This is a genomic window from Flavobacterium poyangense (genome assembly GCF_011751075.1).
Lineage (GTDB): Bacteria > Bacteroidota > Bacteroidia > Flavobacteriales > Flavobacteriaceae > Flavobacterium > Flavobacterium poyangense.
Genome location: NZ_JAALLN010000003.1, coordinates 316,216 through 340,776 on the forward strand (window position 1 = coordinate 316,216; position 24,561 = coordinate 340,776).

At 35.0% G+C, this 24,561-nt stretch carries 26 protein-coding genes and 1 riboswitch; of the genes, 7 read left to right on the forward strand and 19 right to left on the reverse strand.

From position 1 onward, the window contains the following. Nucleotides 1–306, reverse strand: a complete 306-nt coding sequence (locus tag G3A47_RS09380; protein WP_409994007.1) for a GNAT family N-acetyltransferase — start codon at nt 304–306, stop codon at nt 1–3. Between the two features lie 296 nt (nt 307–602). On the opposite strand from G3A47_RS09380, the gene G3A47_RS09385 reads away from it, so the two are divergent. Further along, complete coding sequence (locus G3A47_RS09385) at nt 603–1,262, forward strand: alpha/beta hydrolase (RefSeq protein WP_166921897.1); 660 nt, start codon at nt 603–605, stop codon at nt 1,260–1,262. 203 nt (nt 1,263–1,465) lie between these two features. Here G3A47_RS09385 and G3A47_RS09390 read toward each other — a convergent pair whose 3' ends face one another. Further along, nucleotides 1,466–1,981, reverse strand: coding sequence for a DUF2892 domain-containing protein (locus G3A47_RS09390; protein WP_166921898.1), 516 nt, complete (start codon nt 1,979–1,981; stop codon nt 1,466–1,468). A 166-nt stretch (nt 1,982–2,147) separates the two neighbouring features. Here G3A47_RS09390 and rpmH point away from each other — a divergent pair, with 166 nt between their 5' ends. Next, nucleotides 2,148–2,309 carry a 50S ribosomal protein L34 gene (rpmH, locus tag G3A47_RS09395; RefSeq protein ID WP_008464848.1) on the forward strand — a complete coding sequence of 54 codons (162 nt, stop codon included), beginning with the start codon at nt 2,148–2,150 and terminating at the stop codon, nt 2,307–2,309. Nucleotides 2,310–2,454: 145 nt separating this feature from the next. After that, a complete protein-coding gene (gene carB, locus G3A47_RS09400; protein WP_166921899.1) occupies nt 2,455–5,310 on the forward strand; it encodes a carbamoyl-phosphate synthase large subunit in 2,856 nt (951 codons plus the stop codon). A gap of 68 nt (nt 5,311–5,378) precedes the next feature. Here the strand turns inward: carB and G3A47_RS09405 are convergent, their stop codons facing one another. The 7 genes from G3A47_RS09405 to G3A47_RS09435 form a co-directional block, all read right to left on the reverse strand. Then, nucleotides 5,379–5,939, reverse strand: a complete 561-nt coding sequence (locus G3A47_RS09405; RefSeq protein ID WP_166921900.1) for a DUF6252 family protein — start codon at nt 5,937–5,939, stop codon at nt 5,379–5,381. A gap of 145 nt (nt 5,940–6,084) precedes the next feature. After that, on the reverse strand, nt 6,085–6,483 hold the full coding sequence (yiaA, locus tag G3A47_RS09410) for an inner membrane protein YiaA (RefSeq protein WP_166921901.1): 399 nt from the start codon (nt 6,481–6,483) through the stop codon (nt 6,085–6,087). 15 nt (nt 6,484–6,498) lie between these two features. Then, entirely contained in the window at nt 6,499–7,173 is a 675-nt protein-coding gene (locus tag G3A47_RS09415) for a TIGR02117 family protein (RefSeq protein WP_166921902.1), read from the reverse strand. 486 nt (nt 7,174–7,659) lie between these two features. Then, nucleotides 7,660–8,199: a DUF4252 domain-containing protein gene (locus G3A47_RS09420; RefSeq protein ID WP_166921903.1), complete on the reverse strand. Its 540-nt coding sequence runs from the start codon at nt 8,197–8,199 to the stop codon at nt 7,660–7,662. Between the two features lies 1 nt (nt 8,200). Then, nucleotides 8,201–8,728 carry a DUF4252 domain-containing protein gene (locus tag G3A47_RS09425; protein WP_166921904.1) on the reverse strand — a complete coding sequence of 176 codons (528 nt, stop codon included), beginning with the start codon at nt 8,726–8,728 and terminating at the stop codon, nt 8,201–8,203. 16 nt (nt 8,729–8,744) lie between these two features. Then, nucleotides 8,745–9,203, reverse strand: coding sequence for a hypothetical protein (locus G3A47_RS09430; RefSeq protein WP_166921905.1), 459 nt, complete (start codon nt 9,201–9,203; stop codon nt 8,745–8,747). Next, nucleotides 9,190–9,699, reverse strand: coding sequence for an RNA polymerase sigma factor (locus G3A47_RS09435; RefSeq protein WP_166921906.1), 510 nt, complete (start codon nt 9,697–9,699; stop codon nt 9,190–9,192). The genes G3A47_RS09430 and G3A47_RS09435 overlap by 14 nt, the downstream gene beginning before the upstream one ends. 163 nt (nt 9,700–9,862) lie before the next feature. Here G3A47_RS09435 and G3A47_RS09440 point away from each other — a divergent pair, with 163 nt between their 5' ends. Next, nucleotides 9,863–11,338: a S41 family peptidase gene (locus G3A47_RS09440; RefSeq protein ID WP_166921907.1), complete on the forward strand. Its 1,476-nt coding sequence runs from the start codon at nt 9,863–9,865 to the stop codon at nt 11,336–11,338. 286 nt (nt 11,339–11,624) lie between these two features. Here the strand turns inward: G3A47_RS09440 and G3A47_RS09445 are convergent, their stop codons facing one another. From G3A47_RS09445 to G3A47_RS09475, 7 genes are all read right to left on the reverse strand, one after another. Then, the gene (locus G3A47_RS09445) at nt 11,625–12,698 is read right to left on the reverse strand and encodes a YncE family protein (protein WP_166921908.1); all 1,074 of its coding nucleotides are present in this window, start codon (nt 12,696–12,698) and stop codon (nt 11,625–11,627) included. A gap of 5 nt (nt 12,699–12,703) precedes the next feature. Beyond that, complete coding sequence (locus G3A47_RS09450; protein ID WP_166921909.1) at nt 12,704–14,566, reverse strand: TonB-dependent receptor plug domain-containing protein; 1,863 nt, start codon at nt 14,564–14,566, stop codon at nt 12,704–12,706. Between the two features lie 27 nt (nt 14,567–14,593). Further along, a riboswitch (cobalamin riboswitch) is annotated at nt 14,594–14,801 on the reverse strand. Between the two features lie 68 nt (nt 14,802–14,869). Next, nucleotides 14,870–15,406 carry an alpha-ribazole phosphatase gene (cobC, locus tag G3A47_RS09455; protein ID WP_166921910.1) on the reverse strand — a complete coding sequence of 179 codons (537 nt, stop codon included), beginning with the start codon at nt 15,404–15,406 and terminating at the stop codon, nt 14,870–14,872. Next, nucleotides 15,391–16,188, reverse strand: coding sequence for an adenosylcobinamide-GDP ribazoletransferase (locus tag G3A47_RS09460; protein WP_166921911.1), 798 nt, complete (start codon nt 16,186–16,188; stop codon nt 15,391–15,393). Before G3A47_RS09460 ends, cobC begins: the two co-directional genes overlap by 16 nt. A gap of 353 nt (nt 16,189–16,541) precedes the next feature. Then, the gene (gene cobT / locus G3A47_RS09465) at nt 16,542–18,221 is read right to left on the reverse strand and encodes a nicotinate-nucleotide--dimethylbenzimidazole phosphoribosyltransferase (protein WP_166921912.1); all 1,680 of its coding nucleotides are present in this window, start codon (nt 18,219–18,221) and stop codon (nt 16,542–16,544) included. Between the two features lie 82 nt (nt 18,222–18,303). After that, nucleotides 18,304–18,828 (reverse strand): bifunctional adenosylcobinamide kinase/adenosylcobinamide-phosphate guanylyltransferase, encoded by a 525-nt coding sequence (cobU, locus tag G3A47_RS09470; protein ID WP_166921913.1) that lies wholly within the window; start codon nt 18,826–18,828, stop codon nt 18,304–18,306. 162 nt (nt 18,829–18,990) lie between these two features. Further along, entirely contained in the window at nt 18,991–19,353 is a 363-nt protein-coding gene (locus tag G3A47_RS09475; protein WP_166921914.1) for a DUF5522 domain-containing protein, read from the reverse strand. 166 nt (nt 19,354–19,519) lie between these two features. Between G3A47_RS09475 and G3A47_RS09480 the strand changes: the two genes are divergently transcribed. Genes G3A47_RS09480 through G3A47_RS09490 form a run of 3 tightly spaced genes read left to right on the forward strand, consistent with a single transcriptional unit; the run spans nt 19,520 to nt 22,514 of the window. Continuing rightward, nucleotides 19,520–20,662 (forward strand): ABC transporter substrate-binding protein, encoded by a 1,143-nt coding sequence (locus tag G3A47_RS09480; protein WP_166921915.1) that lies wholly within the window; start codon nt 19,520–19,522, stop codon nt 20,660–20,662. A gap of 1 nt (nt 20,663) precedes the next feature. Then, nucleotides 20,664–21,692 carry a FecCD family ABC transporter permease gene (locus G3A47_RS09485; protein ID WP_409994008.1) on the forward strand — a complete coding sequence of 343 codons (1,029 nt, stop codon included), beginning with the start codon at nt 20,664–20,666 and terminating at the stop codon, nt 21,690–21,692. A gap of 45 nt (nt 21,693–21,737) precedes the next feature. After that, the gene (locus tag G3A47_RS09490) at nt 21,738–22,514 is read left to right on the forward strand and encodes an ABC transporter ATP-binding protein (protein ID WP_166921916.1); all 777 of its coding nucleotides are present in this window, start codon (nt 21,738–21,740) and stop codon (nt 22,512–22,514) included. Nucleotides 22,515–22,870: 356 nt separating this feature from the next. Here the strand turns inward: G3A47_RS09490 and G3A47_RS09495 are convergent, their stop codons facing one another. Genes G3A47_RS09495 through G3A47_RS09505 form a run of 3 tightly spaced genes read right to left on the reverse strand, consistent with a single transcriptional unit; the run spans nt 22,871 to nt 24,494 of the window. Further along, the gene (locus G3A47_RS09495; RefSeq protein ID WP_166921917.1) at nt 22,871–23,326 is read right to left on the reverse strand and encodes a tRNA (cytidine(34)-2'-O)-methyltransferase; all 456 of its coding nucleotides are present in this window, start codon (nt 23,324–23,326) and stop codon (nt 22,871–22,873) included. 57 nt (nt 23,327–23,383) lie between these two features. After that, a complete protein-coding gene (locus G3A47_RS09500) occupies nt 23,384–23,965 on the reverse strand; it encodes a pseudouridine synthase (RefSeq protein ID WP_166921918.1) in 582 nt (193 codons plus the stop codon). A gap of 49 nt (nt 23,966–24,014) precedes the next feature. Further along, nucleotides 24,015–24,494: a copper resistance protein NlpE gene (locus G3A47_RS09505; RefSeq protein WP_166921919.1), complete on the reverse strand. Its 480-nt coding sequence runs from the start codon at nt 24,492–24,494 to the stop codon at nt 24,015–24,017. Between the last annotated feature and the right edge of the window lie 67 nt (nt 24,495–24,561).

Consider the following 24,561-nt stretch of genomic DNA (forward strand, 5'->3'; position numbering starts at 1 on the left):
TTAAATCCTGATTCCGGGAGGAAGTAATTCTTTATACTTTGGATTTTTCTTAATGAATTGAGCGATTTTTGGAGAAATAGGCATTAATCTGAATTTCTTTTCGATAACAATTTCCATGATGCTTTTTAGTAATCCATCAATTACAGCTTGATTATCGAAGCCTTCCGGGGTATTAATTTTGGTTAAGAAGATTTTTTTTTCCTGAAAAGAATATTCAACAGTAAGCATTCCTTCTGGTACTATGGTCTCAAATTGTCTTGCAAAAGTATTGTCTTTGATTTCCATAATTTCAATAGATTGTTCCATAATGTAATAATGTGTTTTTGGTCATGTTTAAATGCAAATAATTTTGGGGCGAAATAGTTGTGAAAGAAAATTCTGTATAAGATTTCTAATCGTAATTTATTTCAATTGTAAAGGTAATCAATTGATTTTCAATAATGAATTATTTTTTGAAGGAGAAGTTCTAAAGCTTGTTACTTTACTGTGTTGAATTTTATTTTGATGTTAAGATTACGGTCTGAAATTTGCTTGAAGTTTATAAAAAAAAGTAACTTTAGCTTTTATAAGTAAGGGTCGTAATTGAAATTTCTGTTTATCTAATGAGTAAAATTCCGGTTTATTTTATGCCTGGTCTGGCGGCAAGTTCATCTATTTTTGAAAGAATTCAATTGGATGATTCTGTTTTTGAAATCTGTTTGTTGGAGTGGGAGATTCCGTTTCCAAAAGAATCGCTATCCGATTATGCACTTCGCATCACTAAAAAAATCAAACATTCAAATCCTGTTTTAATTGGAGTTTCGTTTGGAGGTATTTTAGTACAGGAGATAGCAAAACATATCAATGCTCGAAAAGTGATTATTATTTCAAGTGTTAGAAGCAATCTCGAATTTCCGAAAAGAATGAAAATTGGCAAAACGACGAAAGCTTACAAGCTAATTCCAATGCAGTTGTTGCTGAATGTAGAGAAGCTGGCTAAATTTTCATTTGGAGAAAAAATAAACAAACGGATTAAACTGTATGAAAAGTTCTTGTCCGTTCGTGATATCAATTATCTGCAATGGGCTGTAGAAACCGTAATCCGTTGGGACAGAAACCAAATTGATGAAAAAGTGATTCATATTCATGGCGATCAGGATGATGTTTTTCCTATAAAATACATCAAAAGTTGTATCATAGTAAAAGGAGGAACTCATGTCATGATTCTTAATAAATACAAATGGCTTAATGAAAATTTGCCATCTATTATACTGGAGGAATAAATAGTAAAAATTCCAAATTCCAATAGCTGGGGTAAATCAATTTCGGATGTCAGGCTGAGCGAAGTCGAAGCCACTTTTAACCAATGAAGGGCTTCGACTTCGCTCAGCCTGACATCTCGTTTTAGGGTTTAATCCAAAAAAAATCCCAAATTCCAATAAGCTTTGGAATTTGGGATTTTAAATATTTGAAATTTCAGAAAATTTTAAATTTTCTTCATTTGTTCTTTCATCATTGAAATTTGCTCTTTCAGCATACCTTGTTTGTCTAATTTCTTAGCTTCGTTCAATAAGTTAGTAGCTTCAAGTTTTCTTCTGCGTGACATTGCAACTCCGGCAAGGTTTAATTTAGCTACGGCTAAATCCATATCCATAGACAATCCTAATTCGATTGCTTTTTTGAAATGTTTCTCAGCTTGATTGATATTGGTTTGAGATAACATGATCCCGTGTAAGTAGTTAAAATAACCTTGTTGTTTTCTAACCAGTGCAGCTTCAGGGTTTTTAATATAGGATAGCCATTTTTTAGCGCCTTCAAAATCTTGTTTTCTTAATTTAAGGAAGGCTAAAAGGATAAATTCGTTTTTAAAGTAAAGAAAGATTGGAATTGCGGTCAATAAAATAAGAAAAATACCATTCCCGATATTGCTCTCTGTAAATTGCCAAATGCCTGCGACTACTAGAAGTCCGGCCAAAATAAGTTTAATATTTTTGTGAAACATAATAGATGTATATTTGTGATTGCAAAGATAGTAAAAGGAATTAAAAATATTTTTATAAAACTGCTTGCCAGAAAAAAAAGTCTTTGTATATTTGCACTCGGTTTTGGAATAACGAAATTCTAAAACAGAAAAGAGATATTAGATACCATTTTAAAGATACAAAGCAATGAGCAAAAGAACATTTCAACCATCGAAAAGAAAAAGAAGAAATAAGCACGGATTTATGGACAGAATGGCTTCTGCGAATGGAAGAAAAGTTCTGGCGCGTAGAAGAGCTAAAGGAAGACATAAATTAACTGTTTCTAGCGAACCTAGACACAAGAAATAATGTTTCTATAAACATAAATAAGGCGTTACTTTTTTAGTATCGCCTTTTTTTATACCTTGTCGGTAAAAAAGAATGCAACATTCTAGTTTTTAAAGTACTACGAATGTTTTTGAATGCAATATAATAACTACACAATACAAATAAAATGCCTAAAGACACATCAATAAAATCCGTTTTAATAATAGGTTCAGGTCCTATTGTTATTGGTCAAGCTTGCGAATTTGATTATGCAGGTTCTCAATCTGCACGTTCTATTCGTGAAGAAGGAATTGAAGTTATCTTAATAAACTCAAATCCGGCGACTATTATGACCGACCCAAGTATGGCCGATCATATTTATTTGAAACCATTAACTACAAAATCGATTATTGAAATTCTAAAGGAACATCCACAAATTGATGCTGTTTTGCCAACTATGGGGGGACAAACAGCTTTAAATTTATGTTTGGAAGCTGAGGAAAAAGGAATCTGGCAGGATTTCGGAGTAAAATTAATCGGAGTTGATGTAAATGCGATTAATATTACCGAAGACAGAGAGCAGTTTAAACAGCTTTTAGAAAGAATTAATGTGCCTACTGCACCGGCAAAAACAGCTACTTCTTACTTAGAAGGTAAAGAAATTGCGCAGGAATTTGGTTTCCCGTTAGTAATTCGTCCTTCGTTTACACTTGGAGGAACAGGAGCGGCAGTAGTTTATAAAAAAGAAGATTTCGATGAGCTTTTAACCAGAGGTTTAGAAGCTTCTCCTATACATGAGGTTTTAATTGATAAAGCCTTAATGGGATGGAAAGAATATGAATTGGAGCTTTTGAGAGATAAAAATGATAACGTAGTAATCATTTGTTCAATTGAAAATATGGACCCGATGGGTATTCATACCGGAGATTCGATTACAGTGGCACCGGCCATGACTTTATCAGATACAACTTTTCAAAAATTACGTGACTATGCAATCTTGATGATGCGTAGTATCGGAAACTTTGCAGGAGGTTGTAATGTGCAATTCGCCGTTTCACCGGACGAAAAAGAAGATATCGTTGCAATCGAAATCAACCCTCGTGTATCTCGTTCTTCTGCATTAGCATCAAAAGCAACAGGTTACCCGATCGCAAAAATTGCTTCTAAATTGGCTTTAGGATACAATTTAGATGAATTGCAAAACCAGATTACAAAATCTACTTCGGCTCTTTTTGAACCAACTTTAGATTATGTAATTGTAAAAATACCACGTTGGAACTTTGATAAATTCGAAGGCGCTGACAGAACGCTTGGACTTCAGATGAAATCTGTTGGTGAGGTTATGGGTATCGGACGCTCTTTTCAGGAAGCGTTACACAAAGCGACTCAATCTTTAGAAATAAAACGTAACGGTTTAGGTGCCGACGGAAAAGGATATAAAAACTACGAACAAATTATCGAAAAACTGACTTTTGCAAGTTGGGATCGTGTTTTTGTAATTTATGATGCGATTGCAATGGGAATTCCGTTGAGCCGTATTCATGAAATCACAAAAATCGATATGTGGTTCCTGAAACAATATGAAGAGCTTTATACTTTAGAAAAAGAAATTTCTAACTATAAAGTAGCTAATCTGCCTAAAGAGTTATTGCTTGAAGCAAAACAAAAAGGTTTTGCCGACAGACAAATTGCTCATATGGTAAATTGCCTTGAAAGTGAAGTACATGCTCTACGTATGAGCATGAATATAAATCGTGTGTTTAAGTTGGTAGATACTTGTGCTGCCGAATTTAAAGCAAAAACACCTTATTACTATTCTACTTTTGAAGCTGAAATCGAAAAAGCAAACGGAGAGCGTTATGTAGATAACGAAAGTGTAGTAACAGAGAAAAAGAAAATCATCGTTTTAGGTTCAGGACCAAACAGAATCGGACAAGGAATTGAATTTGATTATTCTTGTGTACACGGAGTTTTGGCAGCAAAAGAATGTGGTTATGAAACCATCATGATCAACTGTAATCCGGAAACTGTTTCGACAGATTTTGATACAGCAGATAAATTGTACTTCGAGCCGGTTTTCTGGGAGCACATCTACGATATTATTCAGCACGAAAAACCGGAAGGTGTAATTGTGCAATTAGGAGGTCAGACCGCTTTAAAATTAGCTGAAAAGCTTTCTAAATACGGAGTGAAAATCATCGGAACCAGTTTTGATGCACTTGATTTAGCTGAAGACAGAGGGCGTTTCTCTGATTTATTAAGAGAATTACACATTCCTTTCCCGCAATTCGGAATTGCTGAAACGGCTGATGAAGCTTCTGCGCTGGCAGATAAGTTGGACTTCCCGTTATTGATTCGTCCTTCTTATGTATTAGGAGGTCAGGGAATGAAGATTGTAATCAATAAAAAAGAACTGGAAGAACACGTTATCAATTTATTGAAAACGATTCCGGGGAACAAATTGCTTTTAGATCATTATTTGGCCGGAGCAATTGAAGCAGAAGCAGACGCCATTTGTGATGCTGACGGAAATGTGTACATCATCGGAATTATGGAGCATATCGAGCCTTGTGGAGTTCACTCGGGAGATAGTAATGCTACATTGCCTCCTTTTAACTTGGGAGAATTCGTGATGCAACAAATAAAAGATCATACGAAAAAAATCGCCAGAGCTTTAAAAACAGTAGGTTTAATCAATATTCAGTTTGCGATAAAAGACGATACGGTTTATATTATCGAAGCAAATCCAAGAGCTTCCAGAACAGTACCGTTTATTGCAAAAGCTTACGGAGAGCCTTATGTGAACTACGCTACAAAAGTAATGTTAGGGCATAATAAAGTAACGGACTTTGATTTCAATCCGCAGTTAAAAGGATACGCGATCAAACAACCGGTTTTCTCTTTCAGCAAATTCCACAATGTAAACAAAGCATTGGGGCCGGAAATGAAATCAACAGGAGAAAGCATCTTGTTTATTGATGATCTTAAAGACGATCAATTCTACGAATTGTATTCAAGAAGAAAAATGTATTTGAGTAAATAATCTCAAATCCACTGATAATAAAAAAGGCTCCAAATATTTTTGGAGCCTTTTTGTTGTTTTTATATTCTTTAGTAGGATACATCATATCGATAATTGAATGTACCTTCAGTTACCTTTGTTGTAATAGGATTGGTAGCGCTAATTGGTTCTGAAAAATCTTCTACACAATTAAATGAGAAGGTTCCTGCTACTGTTTTAGTGGTTAAATCAACTGAAGTTATAGATAAGGTACCTTCAACCGGATACTGAAGATTTTCTTTGCTGTGAATAGACATGTCAATTTGGGTTTTGGACGCATCAAAGGTTGATCGTGTAATAGGATAAGTGCCAACTTTAAGATCACTTCTTTTAATCATAAGTCTGATTTCATTGATCATGTTGTTTCTTCCTCCTAATTGAATATATTCTGTCGCAGGATAATAGGTAAACAATGGTTTTGTGGCAAAATTTGAATTAAATGCATTATTCATTTGCCATAATGTACCGTCAATTTTAGCGGTCATTGCATATTTTGATGTGGGTTTAGTGTTTTCAGAGGTTTCAGTATTCTCTAAAATGTTGCTATTGTCACTTGAACAGCTGTTTAGGATTAGAACTAAGAATAAGAATAAAACTTTGGTTGTTTTCATTTATGGGATTTATTTATTTGGCGGCAAATGTAAATTATTATTTGTTACTATTTATTTAGGTAAAAAAGAAAAATCTGACTATTTAAAGACGTAAAAAAAACTCCTAAGTAGGAGTTTTCTATGTTTTTGGATGAATTGTATACGTTTATTCGCCTTGGCTTAAAGACATATTATCTCTGGTGTTTTTCTGAACAGAAATGGCGCCAAAAAGAGCTAATAAAAAGGCAAATGCATAGAAACCTTTTTCGCTTGGAAGAATAGTGGCATTCCAAAGACCAACTGTTAACAATACAATTGATAAAAGGGTTCCGAACCAGCAAATTCCATAATAAATATCAGTTACCGGAAGATTTTCTAATCGGTCTCTAACACTTTTTTGCAAAGAGACTACAGCAAAAAGACCAAACATTAAAACGGTAAAATAATACCCTTTTTCGTTTAGTAACATTTCAGCTCTTGCAAGGCCTACTATAAATCCTACTGTTCCAGCTCCGAGAGCTATCCATGATGCCGCGATAAAGGCATTCGACGTTTTTTGTACCATGTTTTATATTTAATTTTAGTTGTATTTCGAAAAAATCGGAGTATCCATAGGTGTCCAAAAGCAACATTTCTGACCACTGGCTTTTAAGGCATTATTGGCCCAGGTATTGCAAGTGTGTGTTAGGCTGTAACTGCCGTTTGCTTCATAAAAAGCATCTGTTCGACCATACAGAGCATCTGTTTTTACAGGTATGAAATTTCCGGATGCGTCTTTTTGAAAACTGTTTGTGATATAAGTAATTAAACGATTGTATTGTTCTTTGCTAATCATTATAGATTTGCAGTGGTCGCTCAATCTCATTTGTCTGAAATACGTGGCATGAATAGCAGTTTTGCCCAAACCTGTTGCGGCTTTAAGAGCCGTCGAGGCCTTAAGATCTGACCATTCGGGTGTTTCCAGATAAAAACCTTTGTCACCCCATCCCATTGCTATATAGTTGTAAGTAGAATCTGCAGCTTTTGTGTTTTTAAATTGTATTTGTTGGCTCCAGTCTATCTGGTCGTTTTTTACTGGCATTACAACATCGGTATGAACGCCATTAGTAAGGATGAAAATCTCAACTTCCGGTTTTGTACCTGCTTCCTGATCAATGGTGATTTTAGAAAGTATGTAAGCCGATAAGACATAGAGTGCTAAGAATCCTAAAAGGACTAAGATTGATTTTAAAAGAATTTTAAATGCTTTTTTCAAGTGAAGTTGGTTGGTTACTTTTCTTCAAATGTAACTAAATTAAGTTTATATCAAAATCATGAACCAGTAAATTACAAAGAAAAATCTTTTTAAAATAGAACCTGATTTTAGTTGATAAGGAAAAAAAACGTTTCACTTATTGAGAAACGCATAGCTTGAATTTTTTGTAAAGTAAGGTCTTTGATTTGTGTCGAGAAGAAGGGCCAAATTCAAAAGCTTCGGATTTTTTATAAAGCCTCTTGTCCTGTCAGAATACACAGTTTGTTTATAGGTAAAGGTTGCAAAGATTTTTGTTTGCTCTATCTGTTCACTATTGTTCGGGTTGCAATTTATTTAGATTATTTTTATCAGGACTGCAAAACAAAATATCAGCATAATCAGCAAGATCTGCGTGAAAAAAAATGCATTAAAGTGATTACAAGGCACAAAAAAAGAGCGAAAATCTACAGTAGTTTTTCACTCTTTTTTTTTGATTTTAAAGTAAGATTATTTTTTAAGCAGCTGCTCTAAAGGTTTTAGCTGTTCCATGTCTATTTTTGATTTTTGAAGAACGCTCATTAAATTGATAATGTGTGTTGGATTCATGTCTTTACCTAAAACGCGTACTACTGCAAATCCGTTTTCTTTTCTGTTGAGAAAAACTACAAATTCTTCTATGTGATCTTCTGTGCCAACGTAACTTATAGAAGCGCCTTCTTTACCGGAGCCAAATTTCATTAATTCCTGATATTTTGGGTCTTTTAAAATGGCTTTGACCTTTGTTCTTTCCGTTTCAAACTCTTTTCCATTTGTTGCATTTACTTTGAAGGCAAGAATGTTCATTTTTTCAAAAGAATTTAAAGCATCGGATTGTTCTGTAGACAATTTTGCTTTGTCTAAGTTTAAGATACTGGGAGAAATATCAAGAGAAATGAAATTTTTGTTATCTGTATTCTCTACAAAATACTTTTGTAGAGAAGGTTCAGAGTTACAACTTATTAAAGTTAGTAAAGCTAAAAGGGCTGAGGTAAAGACGCTGACTTTCATGTTATTTTTTGTTTTTAGAAGCTTTTTTCAAGTCAGAACCACCGGGAAGCTGCATTTTGTCGGTAAGTACTGAAATTTCGTTTAAGTCAAAATTACCGGTAAGGGATAACAAAACAGTTTCGTCATTTTTAGCACCGTCTATATACATTAGCAATTCTTTTACCTGTGTATCGCTGGCGCCTGATTTGATTAGTATTCTAACGTTTTTACCACCGTCATTTACTCGCATTAATTCTTCTAAGCCGGCAGTTCTAATGTATTTGTCAGCAGAAGCTTTCATATCGGCTTCAATTTTTGGATTTTTGGTAGTGAATACTTTTAAATAGTCTAATTTTTTAATCAGGTTAACATATTGTTGCGTGTCCTTGTCTTTCGCGTCAACTTTTACTTTGCTCATTAAATCGAACATTTTTTTGTTAACAATTACTGAGGTTACATCGTCCTGGCCATCGTATTTGTCAAAAGCGCCCTGAGCGTGAAAAATAGTGGTAACGAATGTGAAAACGAGTGTTATGATGAAATTTTTCATTTTATTTAGATTTTAATTATTGTTTAAAGATTTTGTTTTTTGATTGTTCGTATTCCTTAATGTATTGTACACTTTCTATACCTACATTAACATTGTTTGACAATAACGCTAAAGCTTTTTGCGTTGCAGCTAAGGCTTCCTCGGGATCGTCGTAGGTTCCTAATTCTGATTGCGCTACAACCGGAGTTGCGTTTTGATCGCTTACATAAAAATAGGTTCCAATTCCCAGTAAAATAACAGCAGAGGCAGCAATTGATAACCACATAACATTTCGTTTTTTAGTTTGTAGTGGAATCTCCTGTGTCGACTTTTGTTCTTTTACCTGAGAGAAATAACCAAACATGGGCTGGTATTGCTCCAAATGCTGCGCAACATTCGGTGAAGAAAAATAGTCTTTTAATTCGTTTTCTTCGGCAATAGTCGTTTCTCCCTGAAAGTATTTGTCTAGTATATATTCTATTTTATTTAATTCCATAATGGTGTGTATTAAGCATTGACTCTCTTATTTTTTTTCTCGCTCTAGATAGGGCTACCCGGATAGCCGTTTCATTCATGTTGACAATTTTGGCAATTTCGTCAAACTCATATTGTTCGACATCGCGTAATTGAATTAATATTTGTAATTGTTCCGGTAATTGACCGATTATTTTCTCTACCCATTCTAAGCTGTCTGCATCTTCCAGTTTTTTATCTAACTGAGGCTGGCGGTCTGTAAAATTGTTGTGTACAATTTGTAGATTTCCTGCTCTTTTAGATTTTAGCTGATCGAGACAATAATTTTTGGTCATCGTCATCGCTAATGCTTCAACACTGTTATAGGTACCCAGATTTTCCTTTTTATTCCATAATTTAACCAGTACTTCTTGCGTTGCATCCTCTGCTTCTTCCGTGCTGGTAAGCAGTCTTTTTGCCAGACGAAATACTTTGTCTTTAAAAGGATTTATTAACTCTATAAACACAATCTGATTCATAAATCAAGGTTATTGGTTAGCATATATAAATCAAGACGAGGTACAATTTATTTTGTTACATCGGTTTTGAAAAAAATGATTAAAAAAAGATTAATAAATTTTTAATTGTTAAAACTAAAGATAGTATTTTTACGTTATTACATTTATATAGATATCACGGTTTATGAAAACAATATTAAGAAGTTTACTATTTTTATGCGTACTTCTCTTTTCTTTACAATCCTGTGAAGACCAGGACGATGTTGCCGCTCCGGCAAATTTGCAAGTGAATGACTTTATCTGGAAAGGGTTGAATCAGTTTTATCTGTGGCAGGCAGATGTCCCTAATTTGGGGGATAATCGCTTTAGCAATCAAGGGGCTCTGAATTCTTTTTTGAATGGTTATTCCAACCCTGAAAGTTTATTTCAAAGTTTACTAAATAAACCGGCCAGTAAATTTCCAAAAGGAGAAGCAATTGATCGATTCAGTTGGATTGTTGACGATTATACCGTTTTAGAGCAGGAACTTCAGGGAACCAGTAAAAATAGCGGAATTGATTTTAAATTGAATTATATAACAGGAAGCAATACAGATTTAGTTGGTTTCGTGCGTTATGTTATTCCTAATTCAGATGCTTCAAACAAAGATATAAAACGTGGAGATCTTTTTACGGCAGTAAACGGAACTAAACTTACGGTTTCTAACTACAGGCAATTACTTTTAGATTCAGATAGTTATACTTTAAATTTAGCTCAATATAATGAAGGCGTACTGCAATCGAATGGGAAATCAGTTACGTTGGTTAAAACATCTTTGAATGAAAATCCGATTTTGATTAACAAAGTTATTGCTTCCGGAAGTCATAAGATTGGTTATATCATGTATAATGGTTTTTATGCTAATTATGATTCACAATTAAATGATGCTTTTGGAGAATTTGCAGCACAAGGAGTTACAGACTTAGTTTTGGATTTAAGATACAATGGAGGAGGATCAGTTCAGACGGCTACACGTTTGGCGAGTATGATTACTGGTCAATTTAAAGATAAGATTTTTGCCAAAGAAAGATGGAATGATAAAGTGAATGCTTATTTTGAAACAGAAGATGCAGAATCTTTAAATAATAGATTTGTGGACCATGTTGACGGAAGAGCGTTGAACAGTTTACGTTTAAGTAAAGTTTACGTTCTGACAACAAATGGTACTGCTTCTGCGAGTGAGTTGATTATAAACGGATTGGCTCCTTATATCAGTGTGGTGCAAATTGGTGATTATACCGTTGGTAAAAATGTAGGGTCTATTACATTGTATGATTCTGAAACATTTACAAAGAATAAAGTCAATCCAAATCATAAGTATGCTATGCAGCCTTTGGTACTTAAAATTGTTAATTCAACCGGTTTTGGAGATTATACCAATGGTTTGAAACCAACCTATGAACAATTGGAGTATCTTTCTAATTTAGGCGTTTTAGGTGATCCGTCCGAACCTTTGTTGAATACTGCTATTGCTAAGATTACGGGTTCTGCAGGCAAAAAAGTGCAGCAGGATAGAGGCAAGGTACTTCGCCCTTTTATCGATGCTAAAGAAATGAATGGTATTCGAAACCAGATGTATGTAGAGAAAGCTCCGGAAGGACTTTTAAGAGCGTTAAAATAGTATAGTTTTCTAATACAGATTTATCGATTATAAAAACATCTTCAAGAAACATTCTTGAGGATGTTTTTTGTTTATAGGATCTCTAAGGTTTTTCTTCTCGGCAAAATATGTATTTCATGAAGAAGCCTGTTGTTTTTTAACTATTAAAAAAGATTAGAGAGTATTGTCAAAAAAAAGAGGCCGCCTTTTTTAAATTAGGCAACCTCTTTTTATCAAAAAATTAAAATAAAGGATGAATTAATTGATCTTAAAAATAATTACAGAATTATTTTCCTAGACGTCTTCCTTAATTATTAAAGTAAAAACCGTTTGGTGATATTTGCGCGCTAAATACGTTAGTTTCAGTTCCTGTTAAAGAATAGATGTAAAGATCACCGTTATCTTGATTGTTAATGGCATCGGCTACATATACTTTATTGTTTCTTACTGCAAAACCATAAAGATTTCTAACTTTCGTAGCTTTAAATGCTGCTGCAGTAGGCAGAGTTGTGGCACTTGTAGCAGCTGAATAAATATCGCTTCCAACTGTATAATAAAGTTTGTTGTTTTCAATGTCTAATAACCCTGGATGTGTTTTACCCGGGAAATCAATTGTTGAGGTCACGGCATTAGTACTTAAACTAACTTTAACTATTTTACCTGGAGTTTCTACATCAGCATAAGATGGTTTTCCGTTACATAAAATATATAAAGTGGTATTGTCTTTTACTAATGAACCTGGGACATCTCCAACTACAAAATTTGTAGCAACTGTATTGGTTGTGGTGTTGATTACTGATAGAGAGTTCCCTTGATTCCATCCGCCTTTGTGGGCTACATAAAGTTTACCTTCATTGGCTATGATTTTTTCAGGACCTTCCACAACAGGGATTTTAGAGGTAATCTTATTTGTTGCAGGATCAAGTATAGCGACATAATCATCTGTTGCACTTGCTCCGTCACCCCAGTTGGTTACATATCCCTTTCCATTTGCAAAAGCAATATATCTAGGGTTCTTTAAGTCTGCAGTAATAGTTGCGATGCTTTTGAATGTATATCGGTTAACAACTTCAACTGTATTAGAAACGTTTACAACAATGTAAGCAAAATCGCCGTTAAAGCCAATGCATTGTGGTGTGTCACCAACCTTTTTCCCTGCATTAACTAATGAAAACACATTGTTTTCGATTTTTAAATCATTTGATAAATAAGAGATAGATCCGTTGTTTTTTCCAAAGTTTCCTTCATTTACAATGAATAATCCACCTTCATAGTTACCACGTGGTTCTTGGGTTGTGTTATCATCGTCATCACTACTACAAGAGGCAAAAAAAGCCGAACTTATAATGACAGCTAAGAATAGTTTGTTTAATTTTTTCATGTTTTTTAAAAGTTAAGGTTAATGTATATCGTGTAATTTCGCCCTGGCATTTGCCTGTTAAGGATCGGCTGATAATTTTCATTCCAGATATTTAGCATTTGAAATCCAAGTTTATAGCTATTTTTTCTGCCAAAATCATAATCGACACCTAAATTACCAATGCTGTATGCTTTTACTTTTGTATTAGGGTTGTTAAAAGGAGTGGTGTAGGCATCTCCTGTATATAAATACTGGAAATAGGAGGATATCTTTTTCCAATTATAAGAAGCAGCTCCTGTTAGTTTATGATAAGGAACATATATTAATTGTTTGTAAATTGATTCTCCGCGAATCAATTGTTTGCTTTCTGAAATGGTGTACGCATAAGTTCCGTTAAGAGTGAAATTATGGTTTTCTATTTTTGTTCTCCATTCTAAAAGTACTTCGGCACCATACGCTCTAACTTTATCTGTGTTTTCGGGAGACCAAACATCACCGCCGCCTTCTTTAGGTACCCAGCGCAATAAATCCCGAATGTCATTATAATATGTTGTTACAGAAAGCGAGAAGTTTTTTGTGAAAAACTCATTGCCAATTTCGCCTTGATAAGAAGTTTCAGGTTTTAAATTAGGATTGCCGCTTCCTTGCCAAAATAAATCATTGTAAGTCGGCATTCTGAAATTCTTTGATGCATTTAATTTGATGCGATAGAAGTCAGTGAATTGGTATCTTGTTCCAAAAGAAAAAAGAAAAGGGTTTCCGTAATTATCAGTCATTTCCTGACGTATACTGGCGGTATAATCCCATTTGTCTGTTACCAAATGACGCAATAGCAAACTGGCAGACCCGATCTCTCTTTTTACATTATTAATATTGGAGCCATATCCTTTATTTCGGGTATAATCGATTATAGAATTTAATTTGATTTTATCATTTACATCAAATGCCAAATCATATTTTATAATAGAGGTTTCGACTTTTCCGTAAGTAAAAAGTTCCGAATCAATGTTGGGGAAATATTTATAAGACTCTCCAATATGTGCAGCTCTTACTTTAGAAGTAAAATGACCAAAGATACTTTCCCATTCTAAAAGATTACGGGTGTTAAAGTCATTGTATTTTGTTTTAGTCTCATTTGGCGAAATGAGGGAGAAGTGACGTTCTGAATCGTAAAACTGACTGTATGCCTTTAATGTATTATTCGGGTCAATTTTATATCCAAATGAGGTATTCATACTGGTATTATAGTATTCTCCGTTGAGATTCTTTTCATTGATTGTGCCCGGATATTTAAAATCATTATCCGAACTGTTTCTGGAGATATTTACCTGTAGACTGTATTTTTTTGAAGACAGTGCGAGACGATAATTAGCACTCAATGTGTTGTAACTTCCTAAGCTTAAGAATAAATGGTTGGAGAGCTCTTTTTTAAAATTAAGATCATTGTTGAGGTGAATACTCCCACCGATGGCACCGCTTCCGTACAAAATACTCCCTCCTCCGGCTTTTACAGCTATCGAATTAAAATCTCGTGTTCCAATGGTGTTAAAGTCAGCTTGCCCTAAAAATTGTGAATTAATATTGATTCCGTTCCAGATTACAGCTGTTTGCGCTCCGGTAGTTCCTCTAAAAGAAGGAGCTGAAGTCATGCCAAGTCCGTTTTCTTTAAAATAGATAACAGTATTGTAGTTTAACAGCGAAGTTAATGAGGCTTGATTTTTATTGATAATAGAATCATTCAATACCTGAATGGACTGGGAGTCAGAATATTTCTTAAGATTGGTATCTGAAACAATAACTTCTTTCAATTTTGTAATAGAGTCATTCTGTGACAAAAGGATCTGACACAACAAAAACAAACAAAAAGACAACCAATTTTTTAAAGTCATAATTTCTACACTCTTGTTCCCGAGAGCTCGATATTAGTTACAAAGGCAGGTCTCCTGGCTCGCGTCTTGTTGTTTACCTTCCCATTCGCCGCAGCGAGCAGTGGTTTTGTAGTTAACAACAAGCATTCATTAATGAACTAAGCTTACAGTTGCGGGTACAGCTCAAGTTTTTACTTGATTCCCTTTTTAATGTGTTAAATAAATCAGTAACACAACCTTAAATTTTTTGCAAAGATAAAGTTTAAATTATTGAATTTTCAAATTTGTTTTAGTTTTGAAGCGAAATTTTAAACAAACGACTGTTTAAAGTTCAATTTTGATGACTTGTCCAAAATCTACTTTATTCTCAAAAGCATCTTTCAACGGCAGTGCGGTATGATGACACAGTAAACTTCTAATGACTCCTGCATGGGTGACTATAATGATTGGCTTGCTTGTTTTTTTTGAAATCTGTTCTGAAAAAAACTCTGTTGTTCTTGCGTGTAATTCGATAAAAGATTCTCCGTTTGTAGCGCGAATAGTTACGAAATCTTCCATCCACGGATTAAGCTGCTCCGGTTGAATGTCATTCCAGTTTTTCATTTCCCAATCTCCAAAATTCATTTCCATTAGTCTTTTGTCTTCCTGATAAGAAATGGTTTCGATTTTACTTCGAATGTAGTTTGCCAGAATAACACAGCGTTGTAAAGGACTGGAAAAAAGAATAGCTTCCTGTGGTAATTGTGAAATAATATTTTCAAAAACAAGATCAAAAGGTTTTGCTAAGGCAACATCAGATTGGCCATAACAAATGCCTTTTTCGCAAACTGTTTCAGTATGACGGACTAGATAAATTTCCATACCAAAAGAAGGGCTAAATAATAAACAACTTCACATACCTGCTGTGTAGCACCCAGACAGTCACCCGTATAGCCATCAATCCATTTCTGAAAATAGCGAGCCAGGAAATAACGAGTTAAAAAAACAGGAATTAGGACCAAAAGAATCTGATATTTAAAGTAGGACAGCACCAATAAAGGAGCTAATCCGAAGAAAAAAGCACCTAATACTTCTTTCCAGGTATTGCTTTTGGCAATAGGTTTGCTTTTACTTGAAGCATCATCGCGCGAATATTCATGGGTGAAAATTATACTTATCGCTGCCAAACGACTCAATGAATGGGCAGAAATAAACAACAGGAAAATTTGAAAAAGCGCAGTTGAATCAGGAGTTTGATAAAGTATGATTGATTCTGAAAGTAGTTTGAATTTTAATAAAAAAAGCAAAACCAACCCAATTGCTCCGTAAGCACCAATGGCACTATCCTTCATAATCAGCAGTATTTTTTCTTTGGTCCAGCCTCCGCCAAAACCATCACAAACATCGGCGAAGCCATCCTCATGAAAGGCTCCTGTAGTTAGTATAGCCGCAATAAAGGCTAAGATGACAGCAGTTTCTACAGACAGAAAAAGCGAAAAAACAGAAAAAGCGAAAAAGGAAATACTCCCAACAATCCATCCAATCAAAGGGAAATAGCGTGTGGCTTTATTTAGGTAATCCGGATTGTGATCGATGTTTTTTGGGCATGGGATTCGGGTGTAAAACATTAAAGCAGTAAAGAATATATGTAGTTCTTTTTTCATTGAAAAGAGTATGAGGTTGTTTGGCTAAAGCCTTTTTGATTGTTTTAAATGGACCAACATCTAAAGATGTTGGCAGTTGATTTTTGATAAGGGATTAAATTTTTTAAAATTAATGCTTTTTACTGAATTGGTTTAAGATTTTTAGCAAAGTGGTTTTTTTGCAAAATTATAATATCTAAAAACCTGAATTCGATTGTTGAATGTTGATATTGAATCAGAAAAAAAATCCTTTAAATCAGTGCAATCTGTGGCGGCTTTTTATTTTGCCACAGATTAGAAGAATTAGAAGGATTGTTTCTTAGTTAAAAAAGATAAATATAGATTTTAAGAAAAGGCATATCATATATAAAAAATCATTTTTTGCTAACCCCGGCATTTTCAAAAGTGGCCATTTCATTCAAAAAGGCTTCAGCAGATTTTATAATTGGTAGTGCAATAGCACAGCCGGTTCCTTCTCCGAGACGCAGATCCAGATTTAAAATGGGTTTTACATCCAAATAGTTCACCAGCTTCTGATGTGCCTGTTCCGCCGAAACATGACAAAAAATAGCATTGTTTTTAATCGCCGGATTTATTTTTGTGGCAATCAAATAAGCCACGCTGCAAATAAATCCATCGACTAAAATCAGCATTTTATGATCATAAGCGGCTAGCATGCCACCGGCCATTTGTATAATTTCAAAACCTCCGAAATAGGCTAGTTGCTGCAGTATTTCGGGTTGACCGGAGTAATTCTCAATTGCTTTTTTTAGTAAATTTTGTTTATGAATCAATTTCTCATCTTCAACACCTGTTCCTTTTCCAACGCATTCTTCAATCGGAAAATCCGTTAGAAGACTCATTAATACTGCTGCGGTAGAAGTATTGCCGATTCCCATTTCGCCAAAACCAATACAATTAGATCCTGTCTTTGCGATAGAATTTACGATAGATTTCCCTTTTTCAAAGCACAATTGCAGTTCCGTTTCGCTCATGGCAGGAGCATGGAGAAAGGATTGTGTTCCTTTCGCGATTTTGGCATCAATTAATTTGGCATTTGTCGGAAAATCATAATTGACCCCGGCATCTACAATTGATAATATGATGTCGTTTTGTTTGCAGAAAACATTTATTGCGGCGCCATCTTCCAGAAAATTAGAGACCATTTGTCGGGTAACATCTTGCGGATAAGCACTGACGCCATGATTTGCAATTCCGTGATCGGCTGCAAAAACCACAATGTTTGGATTCTTTATTTTAGGATTTAAAGTTTCAAAAACATGTCCCATTTGCAAAGCCAAAGTTTCTAAAACGCCTAAGGCACCAATAGGTTTGGTTTTAGAATCGATTTTTTCCTGTAAAAGCGTATTGAAATCTGATTTATTATTAATGGATGATTGCGGATTTATCTGAAGATTTGAAATTTTATTTTCAAACACATTTTTAATTTCAGTGACATCGGGAACTTCCGATTTTTGTTTCCAGTTTAGTTGTTGTAACATCGGTTGGTTATCGTAATTCGTGGCGGGTTTTCCGATGCAGAAATAGCCAAGAGGTTCGATGTTCTCCGGTAAATCGATTATTTTCTTGAATTGATAATAGTTTAAAATTGAAACCCATCCCATTCCGTAACCTTGCTCGGTAAGGGAAAGCCAAATGTTTTGTGCGGCACAAACCGAACTGAATTTAACGGCTTCATTGCTACCAACGGTTCCAATAGTGAATTGATTTAAAACAGCCCTGTCATATGCAATGATAAGTCCAATTGGAGCTTCTTCAATCGCTTCTAATTTGAGTGATTTATAATGCTCTTTTTGCTCGGGATTATCGGTAAGAGACTCTGCTTTTTTGTTATATTCTAAAAATAAATTTTTGATGGCACTCTTAACTTCAGCAGATCTGATTATATAATATTTTGTTGCATCTGTAAGACCAACTGAAGGTGCCCAATGCCCGGCTTGTAACGCTTTGTTGATTACTTCATCGGGTACTTCCTCTGCTGTAAAATGTCGGGTGTCACGGCGTGATTTTAAAATATCGTCTAAATAACTCATGTAAAATAAAATTACAAATTTTTAAAATTCCAAACTCCAAAATTCCAGACTTTGGTAGGGTTTATGGATTGGAATTTGGAATTTAAGAGTTGGAATTTTCACCCTTTATTTTGACCGGAATTCCGGATACCATCAATACAACCTGATCTGCTTTTGAGGCTAAAAATTGATTCATCCAGCCTTGCAACTCTGTGAATTTTCTTCCAATGTGGGTTTCAGCGTGAACGCCCATTCCAATTTCATTAGTAACAATGATCAAAGTTGCCTCTTTTTGGCTGGCTATTTTTTCAAATTCGGCTTTGGCTTCTTCTAAAGATGCTGACACTTCATTTTTAGTATCAACAAAAAAATTGGTGAGCCATAGGGTAACACAATCAATTAGAGCTACTTTTCCGGTGAAGTCAATTTCGCTCAAATATTTTTCTTTTTCGATATTAGTCCAACGTTCGTCACGTTCTAATTGATGTCTGTCTATTCTATTCTGGAAATCGGCATCCCATTTCCTTGCCGTCGCAACATATAGGGGAGTATCAGAAAGTTGCAAAGCTAAATTTTGAGCGTAACTGCTTTTTCCGGATCGTTCGCCTCCTGTAATTAGATATATCATTTTTTTGTTAGCTGTTTTTTTGTTAGAAGTGAGTTATGGGTTGTGAGTTTCGAATCGTATAATTTAAAGATGTTTTGAAGGATGTAATAAACAATAATAGACTAAGGATAATTCGGGATTCTATTTTAATAAGTTAGCTTTCACATCTCACAATTCACACGATTAGTACGGGCAATGCCTGCAACCATTTCCGCAGCAGCTTCCTCTTTTTAGATGAAACCAGGCTTTAAAAACATATTTATTGTCTTCGAGGTAATAATCGATTCCCTCGATTAATTGCTCTGATTTGGGTAGGGCTGCGGCTTTATTATGAATTGCTGTTTCCGGAGTTAAAGTTTCTACATAGGCATCAATTTTATCTTCACAGGCTTCTTTGAAGCAGCTGGGGCAAAGACAATCGCTACCTTCAGAGATATTAAAAATAGGAGGGTAGTTATTGCACCAACATTTGTTCTCGAGAGAAAGGTCTCCGCAGCTGAAAGTAGATTGACAGCTTGAACAAACTTTTGTTTTTAAGGTATTCATGTAGGTAAAGATAATATTTATTTAATTTTGTCGGATTAAGGAGGGGTAAAAAAAATAGAAATTGATTTACCTTTGCCGTTAATTGAAATAGGTATCAGAGAATTATAATGATTCAAAAAGACCTATATTTATCCGAAATTACAAATATCATACCTATAAGCTACCTATGAAACATTTAGTATCTAAATTTATTTTTGTCCTTTCTTTTTTTATTCTGGTTGGATGTAAAAAGAACGAAAAGACAGAGAATGTAAACTCAGAAATTGCAAAAAACAGTATAGAATATGCTTCCGGACTTTCTATTGTAAAACATGAAGGGTATTCTGTGGTGACGGTTTCTAACCCGTGGCCAAATGCCAATAAGAATTACACTTACATTTTAAAAGAAAAGTTAGCATTAGTTCCGGATAGTTTAAAATCGTATCCTCTTATAAAAGTTCCTTTGGAGTCTGTTGTGGTGACTTCAACTACAAATATTCCATTTTTGGAGATGTTGGAAGTAGAAAGTAAACTGGTAGGTTTCCCGCATACAGATTATATCTCTTCTGAAAAAACCAGAGCCTTAATTGATAAAGGGGCAGTTAAAAATGTGGGACAAAACGAAAAATTGAACATCGAACAATTAATAGAATTGACACCGGATTTGATCGTAACCTTTGGCGTAGACAACAATAATCCCATGTTGGATAATTTGAAAAAAAGTGGGTTAAATGTGTTCATTCAGGCAGATTGGATGGAGCAGTCTCCACTTGGAAAAGCAGAATGGATTAAACTCTACGGTGCTTTGTTTGGTAAAGAAGAAAAAGCAAAAGAATTGTTTGATAAAATTGTTTTGAGCTACAATCAAGCCAAGAAATTGGTGGCGGATAAAAAAGCATCTTCAACGGTTTTATATGGTTCTATGTACGAAGATATCTGGTATGTGGCAAAAGGAAATAGTTGGGTGGCTGAATTTATGAAAGATGCACATGCAAATTACCTGTGGGATGATCTTAAAGGGACCGGAAGTGAAGGTTTGTCTTTTGAAAAAGTGCTGGTAAAAGCAAAAACGGCTAATTTTTGGATTGCAACAGGAGCAGTTAAAAATCTGGAAGAATTAGGGAAGAGCAATCCGCACTACACAGAATTTGACGCTTTTAAGAATAAGAATGTTTATAATTTTGAAGGTAAGTTAGGGGCAACCGGAGGTACCATTTATTATGAATTATCACCAAGCCGACCTGATTTGGTTTTAAAAGATTATATCAAGATTTTTCATCCGGATTTACTTCCTGGTTATGAGTTTACATTTGCTGCTAAATTGAATTAAATTGGCAGATAAAAAACGAAATACGATTTTATTTTTAATGCTGGGTCTGGGCTTAGTTTTTATGTTTCTGGCCAGCATTAGTCTGGGTTCTGTTACCATTCCGTTAAAAGAAGTGTATACGAGTCTGACTGGCGGGCACGCGAGTAAGTCTGCATGGGAATATATTATAATAAATTATAGATTACCAAAAGCGATTACGGCTGTTTTAGTAGGTGCCGGTTTGTCTATCAGTGGTTTGTTGATGCAGACTTTGTTCCGAAATCCGCTTGCGGGGCCTTATGTTTTAGGGTTGAGTTCAGGTGCCAGTTTAGGTGTGGCCTTTGTGATTTTAGGAGCCGGGTTTTTGCCTTCTTTTTTAAGCGCAATTGCTTTATCGTCTTACGGAATTGTGATCGCTTCTACTTTAGGGAGTACCTTGGTTTTAGTATTGGTTTTGGTCGTTTCGCAGAAATTACGGGACACTATGGCAATCTTAATTGTTGGACTTATGTTTGGAAGCTTTACCACGGCCATTGTTAGTGTTTTAACGTATTTTAGTACAGCAGAGCAGCTTCAGAAATTTACCTTCTGGTCCATGGGAAGTTTAGGGAATCTCTCTTGGTCTTCTATTGGTGTTTTTACGGTTTGTGTTAGTATTGGTTTGCTTTTGAGTGCCAGTAGTATAAAGCCTTTAAATGCGTTGCTTTTAGGAGAAAATTATGCCAAAAGTGTGGGTCTGAATTTTAAAAAAGCCCGATTGATTATCTTGTTCGCAACCAGTATTCTGGCAGGAAGTATCACGGCTTTTGCAGGTCCGATTGCTTTTATTGGTTTGGCAGTACCGCATATCGCAAAACTAACTTTCCAGACAAGTAACCATACTATTTTGTTTTGGAGCACTTTGTTTTTTGGTGCTACGATTATGCTGTTTTGTGATATCGTTTCAGAAATGCCGGGATTTGAAGTTACACTTCCTATAAATGCAATTACCTCTATTATCGGAGCGCCGGTAGTGATCTGGCTTTTAGTAAGGAAAAGGAGTTTTAATTAGAAACTCAGAAGCTTAGTAACTCAGAATCTCAGCAACTTTAAAAAAATGAAAAATATCTTAACAACTTCGGATTTAAGTATTGGCTACAAGTCCAAAAAAGGAAGTGTACTTATCGCAGAGCATCTGAATTTAAATCTGGTATCTGGAAAACTTATTTCATTAATAGGAGCAAACGGAATTGGGAAATCAACTTTGTTGCGAACAATTACCGGAATTCAAAAGCCACTATCCGGAAAAGTCTTTCTTAGTGATAAAGATATAACCACATTTAAGCCTTTAGATTTAGCTCAAAATTTAAGTGTTGTTTTAACTGAAAAACTGCCACCGAGTAATTTATCGGTTTTTGAATTAGTGGCATTGGGTCGTCAGCCCTACACCAACTGGATTGGCACTTTGACTTCTGAGGACATTACAAAAGTAAATGAGGCTTTAGTGCTAACTCAAATAAGTCATTTAGCACGAAAAAAACATTTCGAAATAAGTGACGGACAGTTACAAAAAGTATTAGTCGCAAGAGCATTAGCACAGGATACACCATTAATTATCTTGGATGAGCCCACGACGCATCTTGATTTACTGCATAAAGTATCGCTGTTTAAATTGCTGAAAAGGTTAACTGAGGAAACTCAAAAATGTATTTTATTTTCAACACACGATATTGATCTGGCGATACAATTAAGTGATGAAATGATTATCATGACACCCGATTTATTTGTGCAAGACGAACCTTGTAATTTAATTTCAAAAGGAAGTTTTGCGACTTTATTTAAAGACGAACACATCATTTTTGATGCCGAAAAAGGGAAGTTTGTAATTACTTAGTCCCAAAATGTCATTTCGACGAAGGAGAAATCGCACCAGTAATTCGACAACAATTAGCGATATACTGTGCGGAATTTCTAGTGTGATTCCTCATACTTCGGAATGACACCGGTAATTCGACAACAATTAGCGACATACTGCGCGGAGTTTCTTATGTTATTCCTCATACTTCGGAATGACACTAATAGTTCGACAACAATTAGCGACATACTGTGCGGAGTTTCTTGTATGATTCCTCATACTTCGGAATGACAGAGGAATGTATTAAATCACAAAGTTCTGGGCTTGACACAAAATTACTCACCTCCAAGTTTTATCCTCGATCTATAGGAACATTATCAGGAATTAGTAGAAAACTAAACTTTTAAACCAATCTGTCTTTTAGCCTCACCAACCACAAAAGCAACGGAATTGGCAATGTTAAAACTTCGAATTAGTTTAGACATCGGAATCGTTAAATGATTCTCAAAGCGAGCTAGTACCTCTTTGCTCAGACCTACGCTTTCTTTTCCAAAAACTAACCAGTCGCCGTCTTGAAATTCGGTCTCCAGATAAGATTTTTCGGCATGAGAACTCATCAAAAAAACACGAGACTGATCCGGTATTTGTTTGATCCATTCCTCAACATTGGCATATTCGGTAACATCAAGATGTACCCAATAATCTAAACCGGAACGTTTCAGGTTTTTGTCATTGATTACAAATCCAAACGGGTGTACCAAATGCAGGCGACTTTCGGTGCCCACACATAATCTTCCGATATTTCCGGTGTTATTTGGAATTTCAGGTTCTACAAGAACAATATTCAGCATTTTATAGATAGTTATAGTTTGAAAAAATTAGAACAGTCGAAAAGAAATTTCTAATTTTCAGATGGATTTATTTTCAAATTTAAAATCGGAGACTTCAAGAACTTCCCCGGCTTTTAGGTTTTGCAAATATACATTTCCTACCCGAACGCGAACCAATCTTAAAGTAGGAAAACCAACTGCAGCGGTCATTTTTCGAACCTGACGAAATTTGCCCTCATTTACGGTAATCGAGGCCCATGAAGTTGGCCCGTGGCGTTCGTCCCTGATTTTTTTGGCTCTCAGTCCAAAATCAGGAATTTCGGTAACGATAAAAGCTTTGCAGGGTTTGGTGGTGTATTTGCCACCGTCAAAACCAATTTCAACGCCTTTTTGCAATTGCTCAATAGCGTCGGGAGTTATAACACCATCAACTTGCACATAGTATTCTTTGTCTACTTTTTTACTCCTTATCTGTTCGCTTACTTTTCCATCCGTAGTTAGTAAAAGTAAGCCTTCAGAATCTTCATCTAATCGGCCAATAGCCATTGTACCTGCTGGGAAATCATATAGTTCTCCCAGTAGTTTTTTCTTTCTTTTTAATTCATAGATAAACTGGCTTAAGTAGCCATAAGGTTTAAAAAGAATAAAGTGCTGATGCATGTTTTTTTAGGGCAAAGATAACTTTGTTTTAGGAGTACTAAAAGAAGAATTACTTTCTCTTTATTAAAAAATAATTCAATTCCGATTTGATTATTTTTCTATCGCTATCTAATAAGTATATTTTTTCGGGATTTGCGCTATAATATCCGTAGTAGATTTGCTTTTCCAGCGGCTGATCCCAGTTTAGAACATAAATGGTACCATCAGGGTCATTGCCCAATCCTCTTTCGATATTGAAATTTCCCTTTTCACTAAATTCTTTTTCAGGCTCTTTTCCCTGATAAACCGTAATCAATTCGAATCGGTTGTTTTGTGCTACGCCATAATCGGCATCGATTTTTAAAGTTGTTTTAATTCCGCTGCAATCTGCGCACGGCAGTACACCCTCAAAGACCGTGCTTTTATTGAAGCGCTCATTAGTTTTGGTTACTGTTTTTTCATTTTCCGGCGCTGTGACTTGGTCTTCTTTTTTAGAGTGACAAGCAAATAACAAAGAAGCAATTGTTGCAATAAATATGGATTTTTTCATAGTGTTGAGGTATTTTAATGATGGAGTAAAAACGAGATTAATTTACAAAAATTATGTGAGAAAGTAA